The organism is Pseudomonas sp. HMWF006 (assembly GCF_003061205.1).
Lineage (GTDB): Bacteria > Pseudomonadota > Gammaproteobacteria > Pseudomonadales > Pseudomonadaceae > Aquipseudomonas > Aquipseudomonas monsensis.
The window spans coordinates 1-4834 of record NZ_QAIU01000622.1 but is presented as its reverse complement, the minus strand read 5'-3'; the positions used below and the strand labels follow the sequence as shown (position 1 = coordinate 4834).

Here is a 4834-nt window from a genome sequence, read left to right as displayed (position 1 = left end):
ACGCCACCAAGCCATAACTCGGTGCTTTATTCGCTGGCGGCCGGTGGCACCGTGTCCATCGCCTCGCTGTTCATGGCCGGCGTGGTCCCGGGCCTGTTGATGAGCGCATGCCTGATGGTGCTGTGCCTGATCTTCGCGAAAAAACGCGACTACCCGAAGGGCGACGTCATCCCGCTGCGCGAGGCCTTGAAGATCTGCGGCGAAGCACTATGGGGCATGATGGCGATGGTGATCATTCTGGGCGGCATTCTGTCCGGGATCTTCACCGCCACCGAGTCCGCGGCCATCGCCGTGCTCTGGGCGTTCTTCGTGACCATGTTCATCTATCGCGACTACAAATGGAGCGAACTCCCGAAACTGATGCACCGCACGGTGCGCACGATTTCGATCGTGATGATCCTGATCGGCTTCGCGGCGAGCTTCGGCTACATCATGACCCTGATGCAGATCCCGGCGAAGATCACCACGCTGTTCCTGACCCTGTCGGACAACCGCTACGTGATTCTGATGTGCATCAACGTCATGCTGCTGTTGCTCGGCACGGTGATGGACATGGCGCCGCTGATCCTGATCCTCACGCCGATTTTGATGCCGGTGATTCTCGGCATCGGTGTCGATCCGGTGCAGTTCGGCATGATCATGTTGGTCAACCTGGGGATCGGGCTGATCACGCCACCGGTGGGCGCGGTGCTGTTTGTCGGCTCGGCGGTGGGCAAGGTCAGTATCGAAAGCACCGTGAAGGCGCTGCTACCGTTCTACGCCGTGCTGTTTCTGGTATTGATGCTGGTCACCTACATTCCGGCGATTTCGCTGTGGTTACCGCATCTGGTGTTGTAACCCCGACGCTGTGGCGAGAGAGCCCGCTCCCTCGCCACAGGTGTTGCTTCAGGCCCGCCATACCATGTAGGCCGCCACCACCAGACACACACTGGCAAACCCCACCTGCAACGCTCGCGCCGGCACCCGTGCGCAGAGCTTGCGACCGATGATCATGCCGACGATGCTGGCGACGATGAACGCCGCACCCTGAGCATCTATCCGCACACCGGCGTGAAACGCCCCGATCACGCCAATCGCCGAGATCAGGCTGATCACCATCAACGACGTGGCGACGATGCCGCGCATCTGCACATCGGTCAGTTGCTTGAACGCCGGCACGATCAGGAAGCCGCCACCAACGCCGAGCAACCCGGACACCACGCCGGTAATCGCGCCCAACGCCGCCAACGTCGCGGTGCATTTGGCGGTCCAGTCGAAGCGCCCGGTCTGCTCGTTGAGCATGCAGTTCTTCTGGCCCCAACTGGCGTGACCGTGGTCACTCGGGCCTGCTTGCGCGCGCTCGCGGCGCAACATGCGCCAGGCCACCATGACCATCAGCAGACTGAACAGCATCATCAGGATCTGCTCCGGCAACTGATGCGCGAAGTAGATGCCCAGCGGCGAAAACACCGCGCCCAGCGCCGCAATCAGCAACGCCGCGCGATAACGCACCAGACCATGGCGCAAACCGTCGACGGCACCGACCGCCGCGGCACTGCCCACCGCAAACAAGGCCACGGGCGCAGCCTGAGTCATCGTCCAGCCGAGCCCGAGCACCAGCGCTGGCACCGCGAGAATCCCGCCGCCCGCGCCGGTCAGCCCGAGCACCAACCCCATCACCACGCCAAACAGACTAGCCAGCAACATAGAGGCCTCTCAATCGACGTTGGACACGGCGGTCAGCCATTCACGGCCCTTGAGCATGCCGTTCCAGTAGAACCACGGCAGCAGCGTCGCCTTGAGCCACCAGGCCGAACGGCGCGGTACAGTCGCATCGAGGGGAAAGGTCGGCAGCAGTTTTCCGCCGTAGCCAAACTCGGCGAGGATCACCTTGCCCTTCTCCACCGTCAGCGGGCAGGAACCGTAGCCGTCGTATTTCAGCGGCAGCGGTTGGCCCTTGCGCAAGGCCAGCAGGTTTTGCGCCACCACCACGATTTGCTTGCGCACCGCCGCCGCGGTTTTCGCATTGCTGGTGCCGCAGATATCACCCAGCGCGAACACGTGCGGATAACGCGGATGTTGCAGGCTGTGCGGATTGACCTCGCACCAGCCAGCGGCATCGGCCAATGGACTTTGCGCGATGAAATCCGGCGACACCTGCGGTGGAACGACGTGCAGCAGGTCGAAGGTTTTCGCCTCACGGGTGACGTTACCGTCGGCGTCCTTGGTCTCGAACCACGCGGTTTTCGCTGGGCCGTCGACCTTGACCAGGTTCGAGTTGAACGCCAGTTGCGCGTTGTATTTTTCGATGTACTTCATCAGTGGCGGCACGAATGTCGCCACGCCAAACAGCGCGGCGCCAGCCAGGTTGAACTCGACCTTGATGTTGTTCAGCAATCCGCTTTTGAGCCAGTGATCACAGGACAGGTATAGCGCTTTCTGCGGTGCACCGGCGCATTTGATCGGCATTGCCGGTTGCGTGAACAGCGCTTTACCGCCGCGCAGTTTCTGCACCTGATCCCAGGTGTATTGCGCATGCTGATAGCTGTAGTTGGACGTCACGCCGTGCTGGCCGAGGCTTTCCTGCAAGCCTTCGATCTTGTCCCAGGCCAGGCGCAGGCCGGGGCAGACAATCAGGTTCTGATAGCTGACGGTGCGTTGATCGTTGAGGGTCAGCTGGCGCTTGTCAGGATCGACAGCGGTCACCGCTGCTTGAATCCAGGTGGCCTGACGGGGCATCACCTTGCTCATCGGCCTGGCGGTGTCTTTGGCGTCGTAGGCGCCACCGCCAACCAGCGTCCACGCCGGTTGATAGTAGTGCTGGGCACTCGGCTCGATCACCGTGACGTTCAAATGTGGATCGCGCTTGAGCAGGCTGGCGACGAAGCCGATGCCCGCCGTACCGCCGCCGATCACCACGATGTCTGCACTGATGGATGGGCCCCAGTGTTGATCGTTCATTGCTTGTTCCTTATTGCTGCACGCAAGGTTTTTTCCGGCCATCCCACAAATCCATTGCAGGAGTGAGCCTGCTCGCGATAACGGTGTGACAGTCACAGAAGATGCTGGCTGACCCACCGCTTTCGCGAACAGGCTCACTCCTGCAGGGGTAGTGTGCTGGCAAGCATTTATGGGTGACCGAGGCTTTTCAGCACCGCGCCGCAATACAACCCGGACAGGGTCTTCATCACCTGAATCACTTCAGGACTGGCCAGGCCATAAAAAATGTATTTGCCTTCACGGCGAGTCGCCACCAGCCCTTCATCGCGCAGGATGCCCAGTTGCTGGGACAGCGTCGGTTGACGCACGCCGGTCATTTTTTCCAGTTCGCCGACATTGCGTTCGCCCTGGGTCAATTGGCACAGGATCAACAAGCGATCCTCATTGGCCAGGGCCTTGAGCAGCGCGCAGGCCTTGGAGGCCGAGGCGCGCAGTTGGGCGACTTCACATTCGGTCAGACTGGATTGCATTTGCACGATGCCTTCAACGTCACTTAAGCTGTGAACATTATGTTTTTAGATAAAGTGTTGCAACCCATTTTCCTTGTTCAGGTTGGTGTCCATGCCCGCGCAGATTGAAGCTTTCCTCGACCCCGCCTCTTCGACCTACAGCTACGTGGTCTACGAAGCCGATGGCGGACAGTGCGCAATCGTCGACCCGGTGCTTGATTATGACGGCGCCGCCGGCCGTACCTGCACCGCCCAGGCCGACAAAATCATCGCCTTCGTTCACGCGCACAGCCTGCAGGTGCAGTGGCTGCTGGAAACCCATGCCCACGCCGATCACCTGTCCGCAGCGCCTTACCTGCGCCGGGAACTGGGCGGAAAAATCGCCATTGGCGAATCAATCAGCAAAGTGCAGAACGTGTTCAAGGCGCTGTTCAACCTGGAGCCGGAGTTCTGCGTCGATGGCTCGCAGTTCGATCACCTGTTTGCGCCGAACGAGTCATTCCGCATTGGCAACCTCAAGGCCACCGCCCTGCACGTCCCCGGCCACACCCCGGCGGACATGGCTTACCTGATCGACGGCGAACAGATTCTGGTCGGCGACACGCTGTTCATGCCCGACGTCGGCACCGCCCGCTGCGACTTCCCCGGCGGCAACGCGCATCAACTGTACAACTCGATCCACAAGCTGCTGGCCTTCCCCGCCAGCGTCAAACTCTACGTCTGCCACGACTACCCACCCGAAGGCCGCGCCGCGCAGTGCCAGACCACTGTCGGCGAGCAGCGCAAAAGCAATATTCATGTGCATGACGGAATCGACGAGGCGGCGTTCGTCGAGATGCGCACCAAACGCGATGCCGGGCTGGGCATGCCGACGCTGCTGCTGCCGGCGATTCAGGTCAATGTGCGGGCGGGGAATCTGCCACCGGCAGAGGAAAACGGCGTGGTGTACCTGAAGATTCCGCTCAACTCTCTATAGGAAAACGTCGCTCGAACCATCACCAGATTATTTTTCCTACGAACGCTGGCGATAGTGATGAACTGGTGAAAATCCTCTCAGCGATCAGACTCCATTGGGCAAACATTCAATGGAGTTTTCGCAATATGGATATTCGCCGTAATCACCGCGACATGACACCGCAACAGAAAGCTGCGTTCGTCGATGCGATCCTGGTACTGAAAAACAACGTCGACAGCGTCCTGCGCCCCGGACAGCAAAATCGCTACGATGACTTTGTGCAGATCCACAAAAACTCGATGGGCGGCGCCAATCCGCTGATACCCAATCCGCATCGCAGCCCTTTGTTCTATCCGTGGCATCGAATTCTGATTCGCCAGTTCGAACTGGCCCTGCAGTCCGCCACCAATGATCCGACCATTACCCTGCCCTACTGGAACTGGCAACTGAC

Annotated in this window: 6 protein-coding genes; 3 read left to right on the top strand and 3 right to left on the bottom strand. The window is 60.2% G+C overall.

The window, feature by feature from the left end; all coding sequences use genetic code 11:
• Positions 1-837 (top strand): TRAP transporter large permease (locus DBR24_RS28900; RefSeq protein ID WP_256591943.1); only part of this gene is annotated, 837 nt, incomplete at its 5' end.
• Between the two features lie 48 nt (positions 838-885).
• On the opposite strand, the gene DBR24_RS28895 is transcribed toward DBR24_RS28900, so the two are convergent.
• From DBR24_RS28895 to DBR24_RS28885, 3 genes are all read right to left on the bottom strand, one after another.
• Positions 886-1686: a sulfite exporter TauE/SafE family protein gene (locus DBR24_RS28895; RefSeq protein ID WP_128616403.1), complete on the bottom strand. Its 801-nt coding sequence runs from the start codon at positions 1684-1686 to the stop codon at positions 886-888.
• 9 nt (positions 1687-1695) lie between these two features.
• Positions 1696-2940 (bottom strand): FAD/NAD(P)-binding oxidoreductase, encoded by a 1245-nt coding sequence (locus tag DBR24_RS28890; protein WP_128616402.1) that lies wholly within the window; start codon positions 2938-2940, stop codon positions 1696-1698.
• A gap of 167 nt (positions 2941-3107) precedes the next feature.
• On the bottom strand, positions 3108-3449 hold the full coding sequence (locus DBR24_RS28885; protein WP_123462618.1) for a helix-turn-helix transcriptional regulator: 342 nt from the start codon (positions 3447-3449) through the stop codon (positions 3108-3110).
• A gap of 91 nt (positions 3450-3540) precedes the next feature.
• Between DBR24_RS28885 and DBR24_RS28880 the strand changes: the two genes are divergently transcribed.
• Together DBR24_RS28880 and DBR24_RS28875 are read left to right on the top strand one after the other, a co-directional pair.
• Complete coding sequence (locus DBR24_RS28880) at positions 3541-4404, top strand: MBL fold metallo-hydrolase (RefSeq protein WP_128616401.1); 864 nt, start codon at positions 3541-3543, stop codon at positions 4402-4404.
• Positions 4405-4529: 125 nt separating this feature from the next.
• Positions 4530-4834: tyrosinase family protein (locus tag DBR24_RS28875; protein WP_146189143.1), on the top strand; the 305-nt coding region annotated here is incomplete at its 3' end.